The sequence below is a fragment of the Pseudomonas sp. RL_105y_Pfl2_101 genome, from assembly GCF_963970585.1.
Lineage (GTDB): Bacteria > Pseudomonadota > Gammaproteobacteria > Pseudomonadales > Pseudomonadaceae > Aquipseudomonas.
Genome location: NZ_CAXAPG010000004.1, coordinates 96539 through 119984, shown reverse-complemented (window position 1 = coordinate 119984; position 23446 = coordinate 96539). Strand labels below are relative to the sequence as shown.

At 61.4% G+C, this 23446-nt stretch carries 21 protein-coding genes; 11 read left to right on the top strand and 10 right to left on the bottom strand.

Annotated elements, in window-relative coordinates; all coding sequences use genetic code 11:
* Window positions 1–76 precede the first annotated feature (76 nt).
* From AACY31_RS06900 to AACY31_RS06870, 7 genes are all read right to left on the bottom strand, one after another.
* Window positions 77–3169 carry an autotransporter domain-containing protein gene (locus tag AACY31_RS06900; protein WP_339504207.1) on the bottom strand — a complete coding sequence of 1031 codons (3093 nt, stop codon included), beginning with the start codon at window positions 3167–3169 and terminating at the stop codon, window positions 77–79.
* A 252-nt stretch (window positions 3170–3421) separates the two neighbouring features.
* Window positions 3422–4771 (bottom strand): TolC family outer membrane protein, encoded by a 1350-nt coding sequence (locus tag AACY31_RS06895; protein ID WP_339492929.1) that lies wholly within the window; start codon window positions 4769–4771, stop codon window positions 3422–3424.
* Between the two features lie 14 nt (window positions 4772–4785).
* Window positions 4786–6120 (bottom strand): HlyD family type I secretion periplasmic adaptor subunit, encoded by a 1335-nt coding sequence (locus tag AACY31_RS06890; protein ID WP_339479343.1) that lies wholly within the window; start codon window positions 6118–6120, stop codon window positions 4786–4788.
* A complete protein-coding gene (locus AACY31_RS06885; RefSeq protein ID WP_339479342.1) occupies window positions 6117–7916 on the bottom strand; it encodes a type I secretion system permease/ATPase in 1800 nt (599 codons plus the stop codon). The genes AACY31_RS06890 and AACY31_RS06885 overlap by 4 nt, the downstream gene beginning before the upstream one ends.
* 139 nt (window positions 7917–8055) lie before the next feature.
* Window positions 8056–8478, bottom strand: coding sequence for an AprI/Inh family metalloprotease inhibitor (locus AACY31_RS06880; protein WP_339479341.1), 423 nt, complete (start codon window positions 8476–8478; stop codon window positions 8056–8058).
* 146 nt (window positions 8479–8624) lie between these two features.
* Window positions 8625–10082 carry a serralysin family metalloprotease gene (locus tag AACY31_RS06875; protein ID WP_339492930.1) on the bottom strand — a complete coding sequence of 486 codons (1458 nt, stop codon included), beginning with the start codon at window positions 10080–10082 and terminating at the stop codon, window positions 8625–8627.
* A 332-nt stretch (window positions 10083–10414) separates the two neighbouring features.
* Window positions 10415–11320 carry a LysR family transcriptional regulator gene (locus AACY31_RS06870; RefSeq protein ID WP_339504205.1) on the bottom strand — a complete coding sequence of 302 codons (906 nt, stop codon included), beginning with the start codon at window positions 11318–11320 and terminating at the stop codon, window positions 10415–10417.
* 132 nt (window positions 11321–11452) lie between these two features.
* Between AACY31_RS06870 and AACY31_RS06865 the strand changes: the two genes are divergently transcribed.
* A complete protein-coding gene (locus AACY31_RS06865; RefSeq protein WP_339479335.1) occupies window positions 11453–12916 on the top strand; it encodes an MFS transporter in 1464 nt (487 codons plus the stop codon).
* 191 nt (window positions 12917–13107) lie between these two features.
* Window positions 13108–13386, top strand: a complete 279-nt coding sequence (locus tag AACY31_RS06860; protein ID WP_003201764.1) for a DUF1652 domain-containing protein — start codon at window positions 13108–13110, stop codon at window positions 13384–13386.
* Window positions 13387–13817: 431 nt separating this feature from the next.
* On the opposite strand, the gene AACY31_RS06855 is transcribed toward AACY31_RS06860, so the two are convergent.
* Window positions 13818–14426: an FMN-dependent NADH-azoreductase gene (locus tag AACY31_RS06855; protein WP_339479334.1), complete on the bottom strand. Its 609-nt coding sequence runs from the start codon at window positions 14424–14426 to the stop codon at window positions 13818–13820.
* A 129-nt stretch (window positions 14427–14555) separates the two neighbouring features.
* On the opposite strand from AACY31_RS06855, the gene AACY31_RS06850 reads away from it, so the two are divergent.
* Window positions 14556–15464, top strand: a complete 909-nt coding sequence (locus AACY31_RS06850) for a LysR substrate-binding domain-containing protein (RefSeq protein WP_339479332.1) — start codon at window positions 14556–14558, stop codon at window positions 15462–15464.
* Entirely contained in the window at window positions 15461–15811 is a 351-nt protein-coding gene (locus AACY31_RS06845; RefSeq protein ID WP_339479330.1) for an MmcQ/YjbR family DNA-binding protein, read from the top strand. The genes AACY31_RS06850 and AACY31_RS06845 overlap by 4 nt, the downstream gene beginning before the upstream one ends.
* Window positions 15812–15815: 4 nt before the next feature.
* On the opposite strand, the gene AACY31_RS06840 is transcribed toward AACY31_RS06845, so the two are convergent.
* Both AACY31_RS06840 and AACY31_RS06835 read right to left on the bottom strand, forming a co-directional pair.
* A complete protein-coding gene (locus AACY31_RS06840; protein WP_339479327.1) occupies window positions 15816–16235 on the bottom strand; it encodes a DUF1294 domain-containing protein in 420 nt (139 codons plus the stop codon).
* Window positions 16232–17062, bottom strand: coding sequence for an undecaprenyl-diphosphate phosphatase (locus AACY31_RS06835; protein ID WP_339479325.1), 831 nt, complete (start codon window positions 17060–17062; stop codon window positions 16232–16234). Before AACY31_RS06835 ends, AACY31_RS06840 begins: the two co-directional genes overlap by 4 nt.
* A gap of 272 nt (window positions 17063–17334) precedes the next feature.
* Here AACY31_RS06835 and AACY31_RS06830 point away from each other — a divergent pair, with 272 nt between their 5' ends.
* The 7 genes from AACY31_RS06830 to AACY31_RS06800 all read left to right on the top strand — a co-directional run bounded on the left by AACY31_RS06830 (window position 17335) and on the right by AACY31_RS06800 (window position 23432).
* Window positions 17335–18969 (top strand): methyl-accepting chemotaxis protein, encoded by a 1635-nt coding sequence (locus AACY31_RS06830; RefSeq protein ID WP_339479324.1) that lies wholly within the window; start codon window positions 17335–17337, stop codon window positions 18967–18969.
* Between the two features lie 203 nt (window positions 18970–19172).
* Window positions 19173–19736: a nicotinamide riboside transporter PnuC gene (gene pnuC / locus AACY31_RS06825; protein WP_339479323.1), complete on the top strand. Its 564-nt coding sequence runs from the start codon at window positions 19173–19175 to the stop codon at window positions 19734–19736.
* Window positions 19733–20257, top strand: a complete 525-nt coding sequence (locus tag AACY31_RS06820; RefSeq protein ID WP_339479451.1) for an AAA family ATPase — start codon at window positions 19733–19735, stop codon at window positions 20255–20257. Before pnuC ends, AACY31_RS06820 begins: the two co-directional genes overlap by 4 nt.
* Window positions 20258–20578: 321 nt before the next feature.
* Complete coding sequence (locus AACY31_RS06815; protein WP_339479320.1) at window positions 20579–21025, top strand: hypothetical protein; 447 nt, start codon at window positions 20579–20581, stop codon at window positions 21023–21025.
* Between the two features lies 1 nt (window position 21026).
* Window positions 21027–21605: an adhesin gene (locus AACY31_RS06810; protein ID WP_339479318.1), complete on the top strand. Its 579-nt coding sequence runs from the start codon at window positions 21027–21029 to the stop codon at window positions 21603–21605.
* 59 nt (window positions 21606–21664) lie between these two features.
* Entirely contained in the window at window positions 21665–22651 is a 987-nt protein-coding gene (locus AACY31_RS06805) for a heme utilization protein (RefSeq protein ID WP_339492935.1), read from the top strand.
* Between the two features lie 100 nt (window positions 22652–22751).
* Window positions 22752–23432 (top strand): C39 family peptidase, encoded by a 681-nt coding sequence (locus tag AACY31_RS06800; RefSeq protein ID WP_339479315.1) that lies wholly within the window; start codon window positions 22752–22754, stop codon window positions 23430–23432.
* Window positions 23433–23446 lie beyond the last annotated feature (14 nt).

Below are 23446 nucleotides of genomic sequence, written 5' to 3'. Positions count from 1 at the left end.
AGCTCCTACACAGTTCCACACAGCTCTTACACGGCGGCTATACGCCACAGAAGTGTGTGTTGATTTGCTCCCTTGGTCAGAACTGCCAATCCAGCGTCAGGCCCACGCCATGGGTTTTAGCCCGGGAGCCGAGCAGGCTGTTGTAATCGAGGTTGACCCGCACATCCTTGGCAACCGCGAGCCCGGCACGGGCACCGATCACGGCGGCGTTGCGGTCCATGGACACGCTCTGCACCGCGAAGGTGTTACTGCTGCCGGCCAATGCCAGGTTCTGCTCGGACGTGGTGCTACTCAGGTTGTGCTGCCAGCCGAGGGAGCCGGACAGTTGCAGTTGCTGTTGTTCCGACAGCGCCAGGGTGTGGCTAGCTCGCACGCCCAGGGTCGAGAGCACGGCATCGCGACGGTCGTCGCCAGCGTGAAGGGCTGCGTTGTCACCTTTCTCATGGAAGCTGTCGCTGTCCAGGTGTACATAGGCCAGGTTGGCAAACGGCTCCAGGGCTATCGGTTGCAAGTCGAGGCGATACGCCGCTTCGGTGAAGAACTGGGTGGTCCGGGCATCGCGCTTGGTTTTCTCCCGGCCGCTGACGTCACCCCATTGCAGGTCCCGCTTGACGTCGATGCGATGCCAGCTGTGGGCGCCGCCGACGGTCAGGCGCAGCGCGTCGATTTCATGCCCCAGGTAGGCCCCCAGGTGATAGCTGTCGGCCTTGGCCGAGGAATGGGTGCCGTCGCCCATGCTCAACGAACTGTCGCTGTAGCCGGTGACGAAGCCCAGTCGCGTCTGGTCGCTGATCAGGCCGTCGATACCGGCCAGCAGCCCGCCGATGGAGCTGGTCGTACCGGCATGAGCATGTCCGCCATCGCTCTTGCCCCAAGCCCCTAGCACCTTGAACCAGGCATTACTGCTGGCATCGGTCGGTGTACCGGCGTCGTACAGTGCGTCCTGACGCAGGCGATCCCCCACGGCGTCGCGCAATTGACGGCTGTCATTGATCAACAACGTGCCGATGGCCGGATGGATTTCACCCGACAGTTGCTGGAATGCCTGTTGCGCCACCGCGGCGCTGGGCGAAAGCAGCAAGGCTTCGTAGAGTCCGTTGCCCGCGCCCAGTTGTTCGGCGGCCGAGGCGACGGAGCGCTGGTTAGGCGTCAGGCCGAGGCTGGAAAAAGATGCATTGTTACGCTCGACCGCCAGTTGAATGCCACTGGCACTGTACGCCAGGTCCCCCCCCAGAAACGCATAGTTGGGCAAGACTTCAGCAAAACGCCCGTCAATACCATCGGCGGCCTGGAGGATATTGAACTGCTTGCCCAGCAGGCTTTTCACCTCGCCGGCCGTGAGCAGCGTCGGGCTGTTTTCCAGGGACAGCGACACCGTCGCCCCGTCAATGGAGGCCTTGCCGCCGGCAACGATCAGGTCGCTGGAGGTGGGCGAGACTTCCACCGCGTAGTTCGAACCGGGCTGGAACGTCACATCGCCGGCCACTTGCAGCGTGCCGATAGAGTTACCTGGCGCCACGCTACCGCCGCGGTTGGCGGTCAGGCTAGCGATGCGCCCGTGGCCACCGAGGGTGCCGCCGTCGTTGACTGTAACGGCCGACGCCAGCGAGCCATGGATTGCCAATCGTCCTTGATTGACCAGGGTTGGCCCACTGTAGGTGTTGGCGCCGGTGAGCACCAGGGTGCCGATGCCCTCCTTGGTCAACCCGCCGTGGCCGGCGATGTCGTTGCGCCAAACGTCCAGGCCACATTGGAGGCCACTGCACACCCGCTCCGTGGATTTTCCGGCATCGATGATCGCCCCCATACCCGGCAGGTCCGCCACGAACTGACCGGTGCCATAAGCGCCCTTGATGCGAAATGCCTCGGGAATGTCCTGCTCGGTCACCAGCATCGCCGGGCCGTCGATGGCCTTGCCCAGGTTGATCATGCCCCAGCCATACAACGAATCGACGCCCGGCGCGCCCATGTCCGTGGCGGTGGTGCGCAGCACGCTGGCGACCTGGGCGCCGGTCATGTACGGGAAACGCTCCATCAACACCGCCACGCTGCCGGCGACATGGGGCGCGGCCATGGAGGTGCCACTTTTGTTGGCGTAGCCGACGGTCAGGTCGTCGGCACGGGTGCCGCCGATCACGGCGCTGTAGACCCGGGTACCCGGTGCCGAAACGCAGAAACTGGCGGTGTAGCCGCAGCGTGACGAGAAGGTGCTGATGGTGTACCGATCGGCGCTGGCGGTGTCGGGGTTGACTTGCAGCGCCGCCACGGTGAGCCAGTTCGGCGCGATGTCCGGCACAAAATACGCCAGGCCCGCGATGGCATCGGGGTTATTGAGGTTGTAGTCGTTGCCGGCGGCGAAGATCGTCACGATCCCGCTGCGAGCTGCGGCGATAGCGCCCTCGTAGGCGCCGCCGGGCTTGGTGCCCAGCAACGGCTTGATCTGGTCGAATTGCAGTTGCGCGTCCTGCACGGTGAAGTGCGGGAACGCCGGATCGCGGCCGCCCTGGTCGAAACGATCGGTGATGCCGATGCCCCAGCTGTTATTGATGATGCGTGCGCCGCTGGCGATCAACGCGTCCCAACCCGCCTTGTACACCGCGCCATCGTTGCCCAGGATGATGCCGTCCTCGGGGCCCGGGTCGCCGTTGTCGGCGCTGATGATCTGCGCATCGTACGCCACGCCGTGCATGGGGCTGCCATCGCGACTGCCGGCGGCGATCCCGCCGACATGAGTGCCATGGGAACCCAGCTTGCCATCGGAGCCCACGGTGGGTGAACCGTCGTAGCGGAACGCATCACCGGCCTTCACCGGAATGTAGGGGTCGGTGTACTCACGGAGGCCACTGGTGACCAGGGTCACGACTTTGCCGGTGCCAGAGAATTCCGGGTGAGCCGCGTAGACCGGCTGGTCAAAGATCCCCAGCTTGACGCCCTTGCCGGTATACCCGGCAGCGTAGGCCTGCTGCGCATCGATTGCCCCCAGCCCCCATTCGGCGTTGAATTCGCTGCTGCGCCAGCTGTCCGGGTTGCCCGCCCTGCCGCTCTCGACATAAGGCGCCGCCTGAGCCGTGCCCAAGGTTGCCAGGGCGCAGAGCACGGCGCGGTTGAGGGCCTTGAGCAGAAGCACCTGGCCGTTCTGTCCGGGCTGTTTTTTGTTATCGACTTTCATCACGAACCATCCTTAGTAACGCGTTATGGATTGCTACAACAACTCACCTGTGGCGAGGGGATTTAGCGAAGCTGTACAGTCGGGCGCGACTGTAGGAGCTGCCGAGTGCAACGAGACTGCGATCTTTCCACTGCCCATTGAGTCGAGAGCGAAGGGTCAAGATCAAAAGATCGTCCGAACACGGCCCAAGCCTTCGCCAGCGCCTACAGAGCACAGCGCGAGCAATCTCTGGCCACAAAAGCAACGCGCCGATCATTGAATTGGCGCCTGGGACACAAACGCCTCATCCACCTTCGCCAGGTCCTGCGGGCCGAGGGTGCCGGCGTAGTAATGCAGCTTGGTCCAGGCCATGAGGTAGTCGTAACGGGCCTGGGCCAGGTCACGGCGGGTGGTGTAGAGCTGTTGCTCGGCATTGAGTGCATCGAGGTTGACCCGCTCGCCGCCCAGGATGCTGTGCCGGGTCGAGACCACCAGCGCCTCGGCGGAGCTCAGGGCCTTCTGATAAGCGCGGAGTTTGTTCACCCCGGATACGCAGGCGCTGAACTGACGGCGCAGTTCGATCAGCGTCTCGCGGGTCTTGGCAGCCAGCTCGTATTCGGCCTGTTCCATGTTGCGGCTGGCCTGACGGATCGACGCCGAGACCCCGCCACCGGCGTACAGCGGCACACTGACTTCCAGGCCGATGGTGTTGGTGTCGTAGCGCTGGTTGTAGGTGTTGCCACTTTCCGATTCGTTCTGGCGCATCGTCGCGTAGGCGCTGACCTTGGGCAGGTGCCCGGCGCGGTTGCGCTCCACCTCGAAACGCGCCACGTCGACCGCTTGGCGCTGGGATGCCAGATTGGGGTTGTTGCTTACCGCCAGCTCGTGCCAGGTGTCGAAACTGGCCGGCTGCAAGGCAAAGGTCTGGAAGGTGTCGTGCAGCGGGGCCAGGTCGCCGATGTCCAGGGCCGGAACGCCAATCAGCGAGCCCAGCTCGCGCAAGGTGGCGTCCTGCTCATCGCGCGCCTCGATCTCTTCGGCGATTGCCAACTCATAGCGGGCCTGCGCCTCGAGGATGTCGGTGCGCGTACCTTCGCCCTGGCGAAACAGATGCTCGTTCTGGTGAAATTGTTGTTCGAAGGCTTTTTTCTTGGCCTGGGCAATGTCGATCTGGTCCTGGGCGAACAGCGCCTGGGTGTAATGACTCAGCACCCGCACCAACAACTCCTGGCTCTTGCCACGAAAACTTTCGTCGGCGAACAACGCCTGGGCCACGCCTTTGCGGTAGGCCGCGTACGCCTCGTAGTCCAGCAGCGGTTGTTGCAGCGTCAGGCTGGAGCCGTAGCTGCTGTAGTTACGATCGTCATGCTGGCTGGCGCCGCGATCGTTGAGGTACGTGACCTTGGATTGGTTGCGCCCCTTGTTGTAGTTGTAGCCCAGGTGCGGCAACAGCCCGGCGCGGCCAATGATGCGGTTTTCCAGGCCCGCATCGCGCTCTTTGATCGCGCCCAGGTAGACCGGGTCATTGCGCAAGGCCTGCTCGTAGAACTCGAAGGGCCCCATGGCCCAGGCGTTGTTGCACACGGAAACGACCAGCACGGCCACCCAATAGAAACGCTTCATACCGCCGGACATCCTTATTCTTCGGTTAACGCAGAGCCGGCTCGGTCGAGCAGCGGTTTGAACAGGTAGTTGAGCAACGAGCGCTCGCCCGTGCGCACGAACATCTCGGCCGGCATGCCGGGCTTGATCACCAAGCCGTTGAGCTTGTCCATCGCCACGTCGCTGACGCTGCTGCGCAGGACGTAATACGGTGCACCGGTCTTTTCATCGAGCATCTGATCGGCAGAAATCAAGCTGACTTGCCCCGCCACCCTGGGCGTACGGTTCTGGTTGAAGGCGGTAAACAGGATGTCCACCGGCAAATGCGGGCCGACCTTGTCGATCAGGTGCACCGGCAAATGCCCTTCCACTTCCAGCCGCGTGCCCTGGGGGACGATTTCCAGCAAAGTGTCGCCCTGGCGCACCACCGCGCCCTCGGTATGCACCCCCAGGTTGACGGCGATGCCATCGGCGGTGGCGAGGATTTCGCTGTGTCGCAGCTCGAACCCGGCGGATTTCAGTTGCTGTTGCAGGGTTTCGCTCTTGAGCTGGGCGTCGGCCAACTGGCTGCGGACATCTTTCTGGTATTCCTCGTGATGCTGCTGCAGCTTCAAGCGCGACTCGACGATCCCCTGCTCCACTCGCCCACTTTCGCCACTGTTCTGCGCCAATTCCTGCTGCACTTGCGACAGCTGGCGTTGATAGTCCAGCAGGCGGTTGCGCGGGATGTAGCCGTTGTCGGCCAAGGGTTGCAGGTTGCCAAGTTGCAGACGCAGGGATTCGGCCTGGGCGGTCAAGTCGCCGCGGGCCCGACGCATGCCCGCCAATTGCGCCGTGGCACCCTCGATGCTGGCGCGCAACGCCGCCTGCTCCCGGGCGAAGGCTTCGCGGCGGCTGCTGAACAGTTGCCGCTGGCCTTCAAGCACCAGGGCCAGGCGTGGATCGGGATCGCGACTCAGCTCAGCCGGGAAACTCACCTGCAACAGGTTGTCCCGCTCGCTTTGCCAGCGCGCCAGGCTCGCCCAGGTCATCCGGTACTGTGCCTGCAGTGATTGCACATCGGCGGCGGCCTGGGTCTGGTCCAGGCGGAACAGCGGCTGGCCCTGCTTCACCGCTTCGCCTTCGCGCACCAGGATCCGGCTGACCACGCCACTGCTCATCGATTGCACCGCCTTGCGCTTGCCTGAAACCACCACGGTGCCTTGCACGGGGATGCCCTGGTCCAGCGGTGCCAGGCTGGCCCAAGTGAAAAAACTGCCCGCGCCAACGAGCGCCAGTGCCCAGCCCATGCGCGTGAAGAAACGGGCGTCGCGCTCCGAGTGCTCAACGTCCTGAGAATGTTCAAGATTCATGTCGCGCTCCTTGCTCATACGCCACCCGGTTTGCTGGCAGCCTGATACTGGCGACTCATGCTCAGTCCGTTGGGGGTCGCCTGGGGACTGTTCGGCGGTGAGCTGCGCGACGCGTTGTCCTGTGAGCCCGAGTGGCCGGAAAGCGCCCGCAGCACTTGCTGGCTGGGGCCGAAGGCTTGTAGCCGGCCTTCGTCGAGCACCAGCAACTTATCGGCCTGGGCCAGTGCCGAGGAACGATGAGTGACCAGCACGACGCTGGTACCCTGGGCCTTCATCTGCGCGATGGCACTGGCGAGCGCCGCTTCGCCAACCATGTCGAGGTTGGAGTTGGGTTCGTCGAGCACCACCAGGCTCGGCCGGTCGTACATCGCACGGGCCAGCGCAACCCGTTGTTTCTGCCCGCCGGACAAACCGCCGCCGTCCTCCCTCAACACCGTGTCATAACCCTGGGGCAAGCGCAGGATCAACTCATGGACCCCGGCCTGCTGCGCGGCGGCGACGATTTTTTGCGGATCGGCTTGGCGAAACCGGGCGATGTTCTCGGCAATGCTGCCGCTGAACAGCTCGATGTCCTGGGGTAGATAGCCGATGTGCGGGCCGAGTTGCTCGCGATTCCAGCGATGAATGTCGGCCCCGTCGAGGCGCACCGTACCCGCGAGGGTCGGCCACACACCCACCAGGACTCGGGCCAGGGTGGACTTGCCGGAGCCGGACGCCCCCAGCACACCGAGCACTTCCCCGGCAGCCAAGCTGAAGCTGAGCTGCTGCAGCGTCGCGTGGCGTTGCCCTGGTGGCCCTGCGCTCACTTGTTCGAAGCTTACCTGGCCCTTGGGTGCTGGCAGCGTCATGCCGTCATCCTGGGGCGCAAACGCCTGCAACAGCGCGTCGAGACGACGGTAAGCCAGCTTGGCGCCGCTCCACTGCTTCCACACGGCGATCAACTGGTCGATGGGGCTCAATACCCGTCCCATCAGGATTGAGCCGGCAATCATCATCCCGGCGCTCATGTCGCCCTTGATCACCAGCAGTGCCCCCAAGCCCAGCACCAGCGATTGCAGGCACAGGCGAAGGGTCTTGCTCAGGGAACTGATTAGCGCACCGGTGTCGCTGGCCTGGTTCTGCTGGCCGAGAAACCGTGAGTGCACGGCAAACCAGCGGCTGCGCAGCGCGCCGAGCATGCCCATGGCCTGGATCGTCTCGGCGTTGTGCAAATGGCTGGTAGCCAGTTGAGTGGATTGTTGCGAGTAGACGCTGGCCTGCCCCAAGGCTTTTTTGGTCATGGCCTCGTTCAGGCAGGCCAGGCCGATCAGCAGCAGCGTGCCGACGGAGGCAAACACACCGAGCCACACGTTAAACAGGTAGATCACCAGCAGATAGATGGGAAACCACGGCGCGTCGAAGAACGCGAACAACGCCGGCCCGGTGAGGAATTGGCGAATATGCGTGAGGTCGCCCAGCGATTGCCCGGCATTGCCTTCACCCTGGCGCAGATTGCGCTCGAACGCGGCCTTGTAGACCTGGAGATTGAAACGTCTCTCCAACTGGCTGCCGATGCGGATGACCACGAAGCTGCGTACCATTTCCAGCAGCCCGATGAATACGAAGAAGCCGACGACCATCAATGACAACATCGCCAGCGTGGTCTCGTTCTGCGATGACAACCCGCGGTCATACACTTGGAGCATATAAATCGAAGGCGCGAGCATCAGGACATTAATCAGCGCGGTAAAACATCCGACACTGATCAGAATATTTTTGTAATCGCCCAGCGCTTTAAACAGCGGCGCCGCCGCAACGCTCCCTACCCTATTCATGATCTTCCTTGCTGTTGGCTTCACCCGCGAACGGACCGTTATTCAACTTACCAATCTTTGTTTTTCAATTCGGCCCACACCGAAACGCACGCCTGCTTAAACAAGCGCACTCTAATCAAGACTCAGCGGTACTCACTCGTTAATGAGCACTCTGGGATTTATTGCGCTCAAGCCTGAGTATCAAACCGGACTTCAACGTCATCTGATAATGATCTCCCTGATGCAACCCCAAGTGCGTTCGGGAGTTTTGTTTACCGATCAGGGAAAGTCCGTCGGGTTCGGTAAACCAACGCACCGGCTCATCCCCCAACCATTGACCCAGGCAATCGGTTTGCCCGCCCAGGGTCTGGTCCGCCTTGAGTTCGACGAGGCAACTGTTCGACGGTTTGTCCTGCATCGCCTGGGTTTGCGCATTGTCCTGCGGGCTCGACAAAACGGCCTGCCACTGACCGGCCAACTGCGAGGGTTCTGCTAACAACAGGCTGCGTGCCATGGCGACTTCTCCACAAAACATCATCAGCGTAGCGAGTAACCCGGCGGTTGCCTGGACGCTACTGGGCATGAATTTTCTACGCCTTTTTTTATCCTGGCCCGGGTCCTGTAGGCGCTGTCGAGCGAAGCGAGGCTGCGATCTTTTCGCTTGAGACTCAGGTGCCTGGGGAAAGATCGCAGCCTCGCTTCGCTCGACAGCGCCTACAGGGTTTGGCATCAGGCCACGATATCCGAGAACGCTGCCTGGCCAACGGTGGCGACCAGGAAGTCAGCCACGCCATGCCCGGAGAAGTCCACCGACAGCAGACTGTTGCCACCCGATGTCGACAACACCGCATCGCCCGCCGCACCGGTGAACGCGCTCACGAAGTGCAGGCCCGCGCCCTGGGTGATACCGGTCAGGTCGATCTTGTCCAGGCCACTCACAAAATCGAGGATCTGGTCCATCGTCCCCGGTCGCGAATCGGAACTGGCGGCGAACACGAACGTGTCCGCCCCCGAGCCACCCCAGAGCTTGTCTGCACCGCCGCCGCCCCAAAGGATATCGTTGCCCGCGCCGCCCTTGAGTTCGTTGGCCACCGTGTTGCCGATCAGCAAATCGCTGCCCGAGCCGCCGATAGCGTTTTCGATGACGGCCCCCTTGGCGATGGATACGTTGCCTACCATGCCGCCAACGTCGGAGAACGAGGCGTCATTTAGGTTGATTTTCTGGTTCTGGGTGAAACCGGAGAAATCCAGGGTATCGCGGCCGCCCGCGTCCCACACCGAAAACACCACTTTGTCCGACGACGAAGACGCGCTGAGAAAATCGCGACCGGTGTTGGAGTTGAAACCATAGGTCGAATCGCCAGTACGGGTCGTGGTGTTGGCACCGTAGAGTTTCTGGATGGCCGCGATGTCATCCATCAGCGGACCGGAGGCGTAGGCTTCAACGCCGCCCTTACTGAAGTTCTGATTGGTATTGCTTTCGCTCCAGTAGCTCATGATGCTGTAGCCACGGGTGTCCTGACCATAAGTGGCGTCATCGTAGGTCGGGCTGCCTTCGCCTGCGTTGTAGTCACCGGGGTGGGCCAGGCCGAGGCTGTGACCGATTTCGTGGGTCAGGGTCTGGCGGCCGTAGTTGTTCAGCTCCGGGTTCTTGTTCTGGGTGTAGCTTCTGTTGATCAGGTACCAGGAGGTCCCGTCATAGCCGGCTCCCGTCCCCGGCAGATAAGCGAACGCCGCCGCGCCATCCTGGCCGCCGCTGTAGTTGCCGAAGGTCATGTGACCGTCGCCGCCGCTGGCTTTTTCGGTGAAGGTGAGATTGGCCACGTCCGCCCAGGATTGCATGGCCAGGACCGCCTGGCCTTTCTGCTGGGCACTGAACTGACTGAAGCCGCTGATCCCATGCTTGTACATGGTGCTGGAAGAGGCGGAAGTCAGGAAGGTGTAGGTCAGCTCGATCTTGCCGCTGCCGTCCCGGTCCTGGTAAGCCGCGCCGTCGCGCAGCAACTGAGTGGCCGCCTCGTCGACAGAGTACGACGGTTTGCCGTTGACGGTCAGGTTACCGCCTCGGTCGTATTGGTGGCTGAAACTATTGATCTGGTTGAACGCATTACTGGCCGCCGCCAATGATTGCGGTGCCCAGAGGAGTTGTTCTGCAGAATCAATAGCGCTGCTTTTGAGTTTCGACATAAACACACTTCCTTGTTTGCAAATGGAACAGTTTTAGTCAGACAGACAATCTCTGGCGAGATCGTCCTATCACTCGCCCAATGAGGACGTAAGAAACCTGACACAATTGGAAATCAAACGTCTAGCACTTTTTTTCATTCAATTTCACGCCCTGCCCTTAACGCCCACAAACAATAGGGTTCTGCCTCGTTAGTGCCAACACCCAACTTCAAGAATTGAGGATTGTCGGACAAAACTCTATTTAAATATTAAATATCGATAACTATCAATTTGCGGACGGTGTCGCACTTTCACCAACTAAGTGCCAGCGAAGTGCCATTAACCGACATCAACTAAACCTCTACGGTTTTACGTGCGCACACTTCCCGTAGGCAACCTCGGAGCCAACGATGCACAGGGTCGGCATCCATTCGCGGATGCCAGAGCATGGCGATCGTGAACCCAGGCACCGCAAACGGCAGTGCAAAACTGTACAGGCCCGTCCGCAGGCTTGCGGTGTAGCGTTCAGGCACGCTAGCGATCAGTTCACTGGAGCGGGCCAGCCCCAGCGCCGAGGAAAAACCTGGCACGGTGGTGACGATTTCCCGCGACAGATTCAACGCCGCCAGGGCCTGGTCGATGAGACCATGATCCAGGCCTCGCATCGACACACCCACATGCCCGCCTGCGGCATAACCGGCGGCACTCACCGCTGCCTGGCTCAGCGGGTGTCCCGCGCGGACCACGCCAATCAAGCGGTCGCTGAACAACGCCTGGGTTCGCAGTTCGGGGCTGGTGCCCTTGTCCACGACGGCGGTCTCCAGGTCCACGGCGCCTTCACGAAGCGCCGTGCTGTCCCGGTCAGTTTTTTCCACGAAACGCAGCCGCACGCCGGGCGCTTGCTCATGGATGCGAGTGATCAGGTCAATGGCAAAGTTCTCCACGAACCCTTCACGGGTGCGCAACGTGAACGTTCGGCTCAAGCGCCCGAGATCCGGGGTCGTCACTGGCCGCAGCACCGCCTGGGCCTGTTGCACCAGCTGGCTGACCTGTTCGCGCAACTCGAGCGCGCGGGGTGTCGGTACCAGCCCTCGCCCGGCCCGCACCAACAGGGGGTCGCCGGTGGTTTCACGCAACCGCGCCAGTGCCCGGCTCATGGCCGACGGGCTGAGCTGCAATCGCCGGGCGGCCCGGGCCACGCTACCTTCCGAGAGCAGCACATCAAGGGTGACGAGCAAATTGAGGTCAGGCGAGGACATAGCGGTATCTCGAATCGAACAGATGGCGTTTGTTGCAGCTATAACGTGCAAATGCTGCGTCTTCCGCCATGTTATGCCCAGGCGTAACGTTCTGACAGCTCCGTTTCGAGCGCCATGGATACAGGTGACACGATGAAACCCGTCAACACGCTACAAAACCGGCCGGCAACCGCGCCCGCACACCCACGCCTTTCACCTCGCTGGGCCCTGACCAGCCTTGGGCTCTCGACGCTGCTGGCCTCCCTTGGCGCCAGTGTGGCTGCGGTGGCGCTGCCGACGCTGGCCCATGCGCTGGGAGCCTCTTTCCAGCAGGTCCAATGGGTGGTGCTGGCCTATCTGCTGGCAATCACTACGCTGATTGTCAGTGTCGGCCGCTTGGGAGACCTGATGGGCCGTCGCAAGCTGCTATTGGCGGGTATCGCCCTGTTCACCTTGGCATCGGCGGTATGCGGCCTGGCGCCTTCGTTTTGGCTGCTGGTCGCAGGTCGGGCGCTGCAAGGCCTGGGGGCTGCCGTCATGATGACGCTGACCCTGGCACTGGTTGGCGAAACGGTCGTTCAGGAAAAAACCGGTAGCACCATGGGGCTGCTGGCAACGCTGTCGGCAGTGGGCACAGCCCTTGGACCGTCCTTTGGCGGCATGTTGATCAGCGGGTTCGGTTGGCCGGCCTTGTTCCTGGTCAACATCCCCCTCGGCCTGCTGACGCTAGGGCTGGCGTGGTACTCACTACCCGTGCGTGAAGTGCCGCCGAAGCCCGAAGGAGCCCACTTCGATGTAACCGGTACATTGCTGTTGGCAATGACGCTCGCCGCCTATGCCTTGGCCATGACCTCCGGTCGCGGGAGCTTTGGCGGATTGAACATTGCACTGCTGCTGATCGCGCTTGTGGGTGGCGGACTGTTCATCCGGGCCCAGTCCCGGGCCGCATCGCCGCTGATGCCCTTGACAGTGTTTCGCGACAAATCATTGGTATCAGGCCTGGCGACGAGCGCCCTGGTCGCGACGGTCATGATGGCGACGCTGCTGGTGGGGCCGTTTTACTTGTCCATCACCCTCGGACTGCCGGCGGCCTTCGTAGGGTTGGCGCTGGCCGCAGGGCCGTCGGTGGCGGCGCTGGCCGGAGTGCCTGCCGGACGCCTGACGGATCGCTTCGGTGTGCAGCCCATGCGGCTCGCCGGCCTGGCCACCATGGTCCTCGGCTGCCTGATGCTGTCACTGGTTCCCCCTGCCCTTGGCACCGTCGGCTACCTCACAGCGATCGTGGTAACGACCCTCGGCTACGCGTTCTTCCAGACGGCCAACAACACGGCAGTCATGGCCGATGTAGCGGCTCAAAGGCGAGGTGTCATCGCCGGGCTGCTCAACCTGTCGCGCAACCTGGGTTTCTTCACCGGCGCCTCCCTGCTCGGCGCGGTGTTTGCGGCGACGGTGGCGACGAATGACATCACCCGTGCCAGCCCTGCGGCCGTGACGAACGGCCTGCACATCACCTTCGCCGTCGCCTTGGCGATGGTGACCCTGGCCCTGCTCATCACCTGGAAAGGCCGCGAGCCAGAGGCATCGCCCAAGCCCCAGGACAACCCCAGTCAAGCGTGATGGCATTCTGGACATTACCGCTTAAGTCGTGATCCAGATCAAAAAAAGTGAACCAATCGCAAAACGGACTGAAAAAACCCGCATGAGTTTCATTTGCAGGTGCTATTTTTAGTTCTCACTGGTAGAGCCATGAAGGCTCTTCCTTCCTGACATGAGCAAAAGGAAGCGCTCGATTGAAGAAGGCGGGCAACATGAATAAAGGATCTTTCAGCAAGGTTACGTTCCCCAACGCTTGCCAGTTGATGCGCTGGCACTTCCATCCCATGGGATTCGAAGCGAGCATGGATGCGCCTGGCAGCATGGTTGCCCGGTTGTTTGACCGCGCCAGCGGCGAGACCATGATCGCCATTGCCGGTATCCCCTGCGCGACCGTGATGAATGCCCCGGATGTTGAACGAATAATCGAGGCGGTAGAGGCCGAACTGGAAGCCTTCGTACCACCAGTGGGGCTGCGGCGGTTTGCCTCTTAAGTCCACTTCATGTGGCTATACCGTTCACCTAGGCTCCAAAAGCGGCACCTCCTTTTTTCCAAGAGCAGGTGCCGTTTTTTTGAAAAGGCTCGGGATTGACTTGCTTTGGCGTGTATCTCCGTTGCTGCGGTAACGGCGGCTCAGGGTTGCGCCCATGCGACGGGTCACTTTGGGAAGAGCCGGGAGCCGGACCATCCAAAAGTGACCAAAAGCGCCTCTGCCCCACCACTCGACACCTCGCTCCAGATCAAATCGTCCACCTGCACCCGCGTACGGGAAGGCCCCGTCGATCGCCGTCTTGGCCGTCATGACCTGCGCCATAAAGCCCGGCGCCGAATGCAGTAAAACCCTGCATCCTAGCCCTCCAATGACGACGAGAATGCAGGGTTTCACGAAGGTTGCCCGAATCGCTCGGCGCCTTTACGCAAGCCTTACGCAGCGGCGAACTGTTCGCCGATCTGCGCCTGGGCTTCGTTCATGCCTTTGGAACGCATGTCGTCACCCTTGGCGAGCCCCTCTGCACGAACGAATTCGATATCGGTGATGCCCAGGAAACCGAACATCACGTTCAGGTAATCCTCATGGCCTGCGCCACTCGGCTGGCCGGCATGCAAGCCGCCCGCGGTGGAAACGATCACCAGTTTCTTGCCGCCGCACAGCCCTTCGAACCCGGCTTCGGTGTAGCGGAACGTCTGGCCAGCCACGGCAATGCGGTCGATCCAGGCCTTGAGTTGGGTCGGAATGCTGAAGTTGTACATGGGGGCTGCGATAACCAGCGCGTCCGCCGCTTGGAATTCTGCCATCGTCTCAGCGCTCAGGTCGGCTTCGTACTTGAGAGCGGCGTCGCGCAATTCGGCGCTGGTACCGGCGGCAACCAGCGTCTGGGCGGAAAAATGGCTGATGGCATCAGCGGCCAGATCACGGTAGGTCACCGTGATGCTTGGCTCGGCAGCTTTCCAGGCTTCAACCACTTCACGGCTCAATTGGCGGGAAGCGGAGTTGTCGCCGAGGATGCTCGAATCGATGTGCAGCAGTTTCATGTCAGTGCTCTCCAAGTGAGGACCGCAACTAGGCGATCAGTTGGCGACAATCCTACCGATGAAGCCAATGATCGATAAGTCAGCATAAATGCGATAGTTTGTCCCACTGACAGGACAATCGAGTTGAACATGCAAGACCTCAATGACTTGTACTACTTCGCCAAAGTCGTCGAAGCCGGCGGTTTTGCTGCCGCCGGGCGCTTGCTGGGCATTCCCAAGTCACGACTGTCGCGGCGTATCGCCGAGCTGGAAGAACGCCTCGGCGCCCGGTTACTCCAGCGCACCACCCGCCAGTTGAAATTGACCGCGGTCGGCGAACGTTATCTGCGCCATTGCCAGGCCATGTTGCTGGAGGCCGAGATGGCCGACGAAGCGGTGGCGAGCATGTCCAGCGAACCCCGTGGCCGATTGCGAGTATCGAGTCCGGTGGGCCTGGCCCACCAGTTCCTGCCAGCGATAATCGAAACCTTCCTGGTGAAATATCCTTTGGTGCAACTGGAGATGACCCTGCTCAACCGGCGTGTGGACTTGATCGGCGAAGGCATCGATGTGGCCTTGCGCGTTCGCGACCTGGGGGACGAAGACCCATTGCTGATGACCCGGCGCCTGCGTCAGGCGCGGCTGATGATCGTTGCCAGCCCGACCTTTGTCGAAGGACGGCAGATCGAAACCCCGGACGATCTCAAACAGCTGCCGGTGCTGGGGGCATTGGAGCCCGATCGCCAGGTGCACCTGCGCCTGGTCAGCGCCGATGGGCAGCGTGTGGAACTGAGCCTGGAAGCCCGCCTGGGCATCGACGACTTCATTGTGCGCCGCGCGTGCACCCTTGGCGGGCTGGGCTTCACTTTATTGCCGAGCATGTATTGCGAGCAGCAATTGCAGGACGGCACACTGGTGGAGCTCCTGCCTGGATGGTCGTCGCCCGATGGCTGGCTCCAGGCGGTCTATCCGCATCGGCGCGGCATGCTGCCAGCGGTGCGGGCATGGATCGATCATTTGGTGGAAGCCTTCGAGGGCAGTGGAGATAGAACGATATGAGGTTGAGCGAAGAGGATGTCGCGCAGTTTTGCCTGGGCCTGCCCGGCGCCAGGGAGGACTACAAATGGGGCGGCGTGCGAGTGTTTTCCATTGCCGGGAACAAGATGTTCGCCCTGCAGGGCCTGCGAGGCGACTCGCTGGCGTTCAAGGTCGACAAGGATCTGTTCCTGGGCCATTGCGACCGGCCGGGCGTTCATCCCGCGCCTTATCTGGCGCGGGCCCAGTGGGTCATCATGCAGGTGCCCTACCCGCTGGGTGCCGAAGAGCTGCGTGGCCTGCTGCAACGCTCACATCAATTGGTGGTCAGCAAATTGCCCAGGCGCACGCAGGTAGGCTTGTTGCTCTAGTCATTCAGAACAGATAAATGCCCAGGAACAACTGGTCGATCCAGAACACCTGGTGCAACAGCACGATGAACCAGAACACGACCTGAAACGATACTTTGCGGGTCTTGTGGCGAAACAGCTGCTGGGCCAGCAAGGCCCCGGGCCAACCGCCAGCCAGCGCCACCGCATGCAACACGTTCTCCGGGGTGCGCCAGGCGTTGGTGCGTGCCTTGCGCTTGTCGTTCCAGTACAGCAGGAACGCCACCACGCTGACAGCCCCATAGGCCACCATCGGCACCCACGACACCGCCCGCAACCCGAACAGCAGCGAACCGAACAGCGGCAAGGCGCAGACCAGCGCAAATACCGTCAGTTTGAGCCGCAGGTACTGCACGGTGCCTTCGGCATTGCGCCCGGCGCGTTTGCGGCTGCCTGAGTTGTTCATGACTTGGCAGCGGTCCAGTCCACCCAGCCGAACTGCCAGGTTGCCAGGATCAACAAGCCAAAGGCGATTCGATACCAGGCGAACACGGCGTAGCTGTGGCTGGCGATGAATCGCAACAGGCCCTTGACCGCAATCATGGCAAAAATGAACGCCGTGACGAAGCCAATGGCGAACACCGGGAAATCCGCCGGGACGAACAGCTCACGGTATTTGTAGCCCGAATAGACCGCCGCACCGACCATGGTCGGCATGGCCAGGAAGAACGAAAACTCGGTAGCGGTTTTACGCGACAGCCCGAACAGCAGGCCACCGATGATGGTCGCTCCGGAACGGGAGGTGCCTGGGATCATCGCAATGCATTGGGCCAGGCCGACCTTCAGTGCATCCTTCCAGGAGATCTCGTCCACCGTTTCGGCGTGCACCTGGTGCTGGCGTTTTTCCGCCCAGAGCATCACCAGGCCGCCCACCACCAGCGCTGCGGCCACCGTGATCGGGTTGAACAGGTAGTGGTGGATCAAGTCGGCAAACAGCACGCCCAAGACCACCGCGGGCATGAAGGCGATCAGCAGGTTGGCGGTAAAACGGCGGGCGCTGGGTTGCGTCGGCAGGCCCAGCACCACGTCGAATATCTTGCGCCGGAACTCCCAGACCACAGCCAGGATCGCGCCGAGCTGGATAATAATGTTGAACGCCATCGCACGTTCGCCACCGAACTCAAGCAGGTCGGCAACAATGATCTGGTGCCCGGTGCTGGAAACCGGTAGAAATTCCGTCAAGCCTTCTACTACGCCAAGAATCAGTGCCGAAAAGGCGGTCCACAAATCCATTCATCCCCCAAAAAAGACGCAGCTCATGCAGGTCTTATCAATATTCAAGTGTCATGCAGGTGCCCCGCGGCGGCTGCACGATAACCGCGACCTTTCAAAAAAAACCAATGAAAAATGAGAACCGGCTCAGGTTTTGCGCTGCGGGGCCGAAATCCTATCAGACAAGCCCTGATAACGCTGCCGCGTTGTGACTCAGGTCAATTACGGATAGCTGGCGGGCGCTACAGTGCCGGCCGTCGATATGACAAGAATAAAAACCGGAGTGACAGCGTATGAATAGCTTGCGCAGTGTGTCGATCAGCCGACGCTTATGGCTCATCCTGGTCGTGTCCATCGTGATGTTGTTCACGCTCGGCGCGTTGATGCTTAAACAGATCCACACCGACCTCTACCAGGCCAAGGTGCAGAAAACCCAGCACGTGGTACAGACCGCCAGTGGCCTGCTGACCTACTATCACGGCCTGGAAACCGCTGGCACCCTGACCCGCGACGCTGCGCAAAAGCAGGCCCTCAGCGCCGTACGTGGCCTGCGCTATAACCAGAGTGACTATTTCTGGATCAACGACCTGACGCCGGTCATGGTCATGCACCCGACCAACCCGAAGCTTGAAGGCCAGAACCTCTCGGCCATCCGTGACCCGGACGGCTATGCGCTGTTCAACGAAATGGTTGCCATCGCCAAGTCCAAAGGCGCTGGCATGATCAATTACCTCTGGCCGAAGCCTGACGCCAAGGCTCCGGTGGCCAAGACTTCCTACGTCCAACTGTTCGAACCTTGGGGCTGGATCATCGGCTCAGGCGTGTACGTGGATGACGTCCAGGCCGAGTTCCAATCCCAGGTGATCAAGGCCTCCGTGGTCGGTCTGGTCATCACCCTGCTCATGGGCTTGCTGTTGACCCTGATCGTGCGCAGCATCGTCGGCCCACTCCAGGAAACGGTCAACGCCATGGCCAACATCGCCAGCGGCGAGAGCGACCTGACCCGCACCCTCGACACCCACGGCCAGGATGAAGTCACTCAACTGGCGCGGCATTTCAACGCCTTTACCGCCAAGTTGCGGCAAGTGGTGACCCAACTGCAAGCTTCGGCCAGTGCACTGGGGCAATCCTCCAGCGAATTGGGCAACGATGCAGCGCAGGCTCAGGAACGCAGCCAGCAGCAGTCGCAACAAATGGAGCTGGTGGCTACCGCGATCAATGAAGTGACCTATGGTGTGCAGGACGTGGCCAAAAACGCCGAGCACGCGGCCAGTGAGATGCGCGACGCCGAATCCCAGGCCCAGCAAGGCCAGGTCAACATCGATGGCAGCTTGCAACAGATCGACCACCTGTCCCAGACCATCGACCAGGCGGTGGAAGTGATCCGCACCCTGGCGAGTGAAAGCACCCAGATTGGCAGCGTGCTGGAGGTGATTCGCTCCATTGCCGAGCAGACCAACCTGCTGGCCCTCAACGCCGCGATTGAAGCTGCCCGTGCCGGCGAACAAGGCCGGGGCTTTGCGGTGGTCGCCGATGAAGTGCGGCTGCTGGCCCAGCGTACACAGAAGTCCACTGCAGAGATCCAAGCGATGATCGAGCGCCTGCAAACCCATTCCGAAGCCGCTGTGAAAGTCATCAGCGACAGCAGCCGTGCCTCACAACTGACCATCGAACAGGCCGGCCTGGCCGGTGCCAGCCTCAACGCCATCGGCCAGGCCCTGCGCAATCTCAACAGCCTGAACGCCTCCATCGCCAGCGCCACCCTGCAACAGGCCCACGTGGTGGAAGACATCAACCAGAACGTCACCCAGGCAGCCGGACTGTCCCACAGTACCGCCATGGCCGCCGAGCAATCCAGCCAGGCAAGCACCCGCCTCAAGGCGCTGAGTGAACAGTTGAACGGGTTGCTCACGCAGTTCCGGGTCTAAAGATCGGTAGACCACCCTGTGGGAGCGGGCTTGCTCGCTCCCACATTGGTTCTGTGTTGGTCTCTGGATTGGTGTTCACCGCAAATCCCTTGTGGGAGCGAGCCTGCTCGCGATAGCGGCGGCACATTCAATATTGGTGTTGGAGCTCTCCACACCATAGCGTTTACAATCGCTGCCCTCTTCTTTTTCCCCAAGGAACCGCCATGTCCGGGCTTGAACTGTTTGCCGCAGCCCTCGGCGTGATCGCTGTCTGGTTGACCGTCAAGCAGAACCCCTGGTGCTGGCCGATCGGCCTGGTCATGGTGTTGCTGTACAGCTGGATTTTTTTCGAGGTGAAGTTGTACTCGGACATGCTGCTGCAGGTTGTCTACGCGGTGCTGCAACTCTACGGTTGGTGGCAATGGACCCGTGCCGGGCACAATCATGATGGACGCCAGGTCAGCCGTCTCGGCGGGTCGTCAGTGCTGTTCGGCCTGGCTATCGGTGCGGCAGGCAGCCTGCTGTTGGGCGCCGCCATGGCCCACTGGACCGATGCCGCCCAGCCCTGGCTCGATGCCGCACTCACCGGTTTCAGCCTCGTGGCTCAGTGGTGGATGGCGCAAAAACGTGTGCAATGCTGGCCGCTGTGGATTGCCCTGGACGTAATCTTCGTCGGCCTGTTTATCTACAAGGGCTTGTACCTGACTGGCGCGCTCTATGCCCTGTTCACCCTGCTGGCCGTGCAAGGCTGGCGGGAATGGCGCGTCGACCCGGCCCTGCGCGCATGAAAGTGGTGGTGCTGACCGGCCCGGAATCCAGCGGCAAGAGTTGGCTGGCGGCGCAATTGCAGGAACACTTTGGTGGCGTGCGGGTGGATGAGTACGTGCGCCATTTCATGGAGCAGACCCAGCGCGATACTTGCCTGGCCGACATCACCGACATCGCCTCTGGCCAACTGGCTTGGGAAGATGAGGCGCGTACCCGCCGTCCGGCGCTGTTGATCCTCGACACGCACCTGCTGAGCAACATCCTCTGGAGCCGGACCCTGTTCGGCGATTGCCCGGATTGGCTCGAGCAGGCCCTGCTGGCCCGTCATTATGATCTGCACCTGCTGCTGAGCCCCGAGCAGGTTGAATGGACCGACGACGGTTTACGTTGCCAGCCCGAGCTGGGAGAGCGGCTGGCATTTTTTGAAGCGATCGAGGCTTGGCTGAACCGACACCAACAACCTTTCCAGATCATTGAGGGTGATTGGGTACAACGCAAACAACAGGTATTCACCGCCATTTTCCACCTGTTTGAAGCCTGACCGAAGGCTGAGCTGTTCCATTGCTGAAACAGCCCGGTCGCACCAAACCCCGATCCAAGCCGCTTTTCATAATTGCCATCAAGACTGTCAAGCTTCTGAAACACCCGACCAAAAGCCTGGATCCAGAGCCCTGGAACAGTAGGTGGCCGGATGGTCGCCATGCCCTTTGTCTCCGTGCTGAAACACTCCCCGCTCCTGGCACGCCATCAAAAAAATACAACCCATTGAATTAAAAGGCATATCAAAACTCGGCACGACATCTGCTGTGCCCCACTTCACAACGCTGACTAGGGCCAGCGTACCGAAGAAGGAGTCGATGCCATGGGGATTTTCGATAGGGGCATGACCTGTCTGCTGTTGATCGGCTGCGCCGCCAGCGCAACGCTCAGCCTGCCAGCGCAGGCCGAGGGCAACGGCGTCATTGTGCTCAGCCGTGACGTACAGCCCATCGCAATTGGTCGCAACGGTGGCAAAGACCCCTACCCGACCACCGTCAATGCCAACCCCTCCGAACGAATCAACCAGGCGACCGCCAGCACCGAACTGAGCGATGGCGAGTTCGCCAGCGTGGCCAGCGGCTCGTCGATCCGCAACACCATCAACCCGAACACGGGCGTGCAGGGCCTGAACGTCGTGACCAATCCCAACGGCATGCCGGGCATGAGTGCCGGTCACGGGGGGGGGAGCGGCGGCGCGATCTCCGGCACCATCAACCGTTCGCTGAGTTCAGGCCTGGCCCCGCTAGGTCGGCTGACGGGAGGCCAGTGAGATGAAGCGAGTCCTCTTTCTCCTCGCCCTGTTAAGCCCTTGCGTGGCACTCGCCGATTCGTCCGTGGCAGTGGTCAGTAGCGCCAACCTGCAGGATTCGGGCAGCCATTACACCGGCAACTTCAACGTCAACCAGGCCGCCGGTGACCAAACCCAGCAAACCAACGCCCGGGCCATCGCCATTGGCAGCCACGCCCAGGCCAGCACCCGCGTGCAGCAACGCGTCGACACGCCGGCCGACCCTTCCATGACCGCCACCGCCCGCATCGGCGGTCACTCCTTCACCAACGGCAACGGTGTGCTGGGCGTCAACCAGTCCGCCGGGGCCAACAACCAGATGGCCAATGTCATGCGGGTGGGCATCAGTGCTCATCCGCAGAGCATTGATGACAGCGCCCTGTCTCAACAGAACGTGGCGTTGCTACCGAACTCAGGAGCAACTGGCGCCCCAACCGGCAGTCGCCAGGTCGTTACCAGCGACCAGGCCTTCACCGGCAGCCGAGGGGTAATCCAGGTGAACCAGAGCGCCGGGGTGGGGAACCGTATGGCTAACACCCTGAGCATCCGGGTTGTTGATTGACCCGGAGGCTACATAAGAAAGTACCAACACTTAACCAACGACACGCAAGGAGAAACACCATGAAACCTACAATGGCACTCAAACCATTGGTTTTCGCTCTCGCCGCTGTCATGACAATGGCTGCACAGGCCGATGGGAACGGGCGTGGCAACGGCCACGGTAACGGTCACGGCAATCAAGGCCCAAGAGGTCCGTCGTTCGAGCAACTGCTCTCGATCACCGCCGGGGCTGGCGCAGCCGTGCTGGATGTGCAGAACAGCGACGGCAACGTCGTGACCAACCAGGCCACCCGCAACACCGCTGAGGCCACTGACTCGCTCAACGGCAGCAACGGCAATATGGGCGCCAACATCGCGGCCGGTGATGGTAACCAGCAAGACAACGCCGCAGCGCTGGCCACCGCCGACGAAAACTTCATCTTCGGTTCGGCTGTCGCTGTTTCCAGCGCCACGCAAGTCAATAACAACAACTACGTCAAGAACAACTCGACGCAAAACAACGCCTCGCTCACCAATGCGGGCAACAGTGGCTCCGGCAACATCGGCATCAACGTGACCGCCGGCAACTTCAACCAGCAGAAAAACAACCTGGCCATTGCCGTATCGGGTGGCCGCGTCGCAGAAGCCGCCGCCTCGGCAGACCAGTCCTCCACCGGCCTTGTGGTCGACAACAAAGGCGTGCGGACTTACAAGACCGACACCCTCACCGGAACCTACAGCGCCGCCGGCACGTTCAAGGCCAAAGGTACCGGTACCGCCGAAGACAATGATCACGGCGGCTGGGGCAACAAAGGTGGCGGCTACGGCGGCGGTCACGATGACGACAAGTTCAAGTTCTCCGCCGTGGGGACCTTCGAACTGGCCGGCAGCAACACCCAGCAGGTGCTGACCCGCGACGGTTGGAAAAACCCTGTGATCAACAACGCCACCATGACCAACTCCATGAACGGCTTCTCCGGTAACGGCGGCGCCAACGTGTCGGCTGGCGTGGGCAACCAGCAGAGCAACTCGCTGTCCATCGCGGCCGGCTGCAGGGCTTGCATGTAAAAAAGTTCCCTGTGGGAGTGGCTCTGCAGGAGCAGTGCCTGCTCCCATGGACCCGCTCCCACAGGGGCTTTTTCCCGGATGTCCACTAGGTGTATTGATCATGCGTGTCACTGCCGTTTCCCTGCTGCTCTGCCTGGCCTGCGTGGCCGAAGCGGCGCAGATGCCGGTCGCCGCCCTGCCTGGCGGCATGCTGGTCTACAAGCAGGTACAAAGCGTACGCGAACGTAAGTTCAGCGACATCGTCGAGCAGAAAACCGATTTCAGTTGCGGCGCCGCCGCCCTGGCCACAGTGTTGCGCCAGGCCTATTGGCTTGACGTCGATGAAGAGCACGTCATCAAAGGCATGCTGGTCAATGCCGACCAGGACCTCGTTCGTACCCAGGGGTTTTCCATGCTGGACATGAAGCGCTACGTGGAAGCTATCGGCATGCGCGCCCGAGGCTACCGGATACCGCCAGAGAAACTCGAAGCGGTGACGATTCCGGTGGTGGTCCTGATGGAAATACGTGGCTACAAGCACTTCGTGGTGTTGCAGCGGGCCGACAAGCAATGGGTCTACATCGGCGACCCGGTGCTGGGCCACAAGCGCTACGCCCATGATGATTTCGTCAAAGGCTGGAACGGCATCGTCTTCGCGATCGTCGGCCCGGGCTATGACAAGACCAATGCACTGCGCAGCCCTCCTCAACCCCTGACAGCCCGTAACAAGCTGGACGGTTTCAACCCAGTCAGGGATGCGGAACTGATGGATTTCGGCTTCATACAGAGCGACTTTTTCTAATCGCCGACCCACTG